A 579-nucleotide genomic window follows, 5' to 3' on the forward strand; every position below is an offset into this window, starting at 1 on the left:
ATGTGCAGGTGCCTTCGCCCCTGCCCATAAAACGCTGAAACGCTCTCCAGGGTTCACCTCCAGGACCGCTTTGTCGGCCTTTGTGTGCCCCTCGTACTCGTCCGCAAGGGACGCTCCGCTCTTCGCCCTGGCGGACTGCGTGCGAGCGTCACAGACGGCCTTCGCGCGGCTCCGGGGTTCACCACAATAGGAGCGGGAAGGCCGGTGCCGACTTCATCGGTTGGGCGACCGTGGAGACTTCCAGGATGGCTCAAACAGCATCGCGCGGTTGATCCCGTTTCACACGACTTGTTCGCACGATATGTTCACATGCCATGACGTTACGATGTGAAAGCTAATTGAAGTATCACACGCTAGGATAGTGAGGTGTGATCGCATAGTGTAAAAACGCCGTGCGAAAGCAAAGCATTCGCTTCGTTTGGAAATGCTGCGTGGCGACGGCCTGCCGCATTGAAGCCCTTGGAGACGGCAAAAAAGGGATCGAACATGACTCAAAGAATTTGCGCGATCAGCGGAAAAGGCGGCGCCGGGAAGACGACGGTCATTATTCTCGTTGCCGGCGAGTACGCTATTCATGGA

General features: G+C 57.0%; 1 pseudogene. It reads left to right on the forward strand.

The features are described from left to right. Positions 1 to 486: 486 nt before the first annotated feature. A pseudogene (locus EN780_RS41170) lies at positions 487 to 579 on the forward strand (ParA family protein); the annotation flags it as partial.

The organism is Mesorhizobium sp. M4B.F.Ca.ET.089.01.1.1, assembly GCF_004022605.1.
GTDB classification, from domain to species: Bacteria; Pseudomonadota; Alphaproteobacteria; order Rhizobiales; family Rhizobiaceae; genus Mesorhizobium; species Mesorhizobium abyssinicae.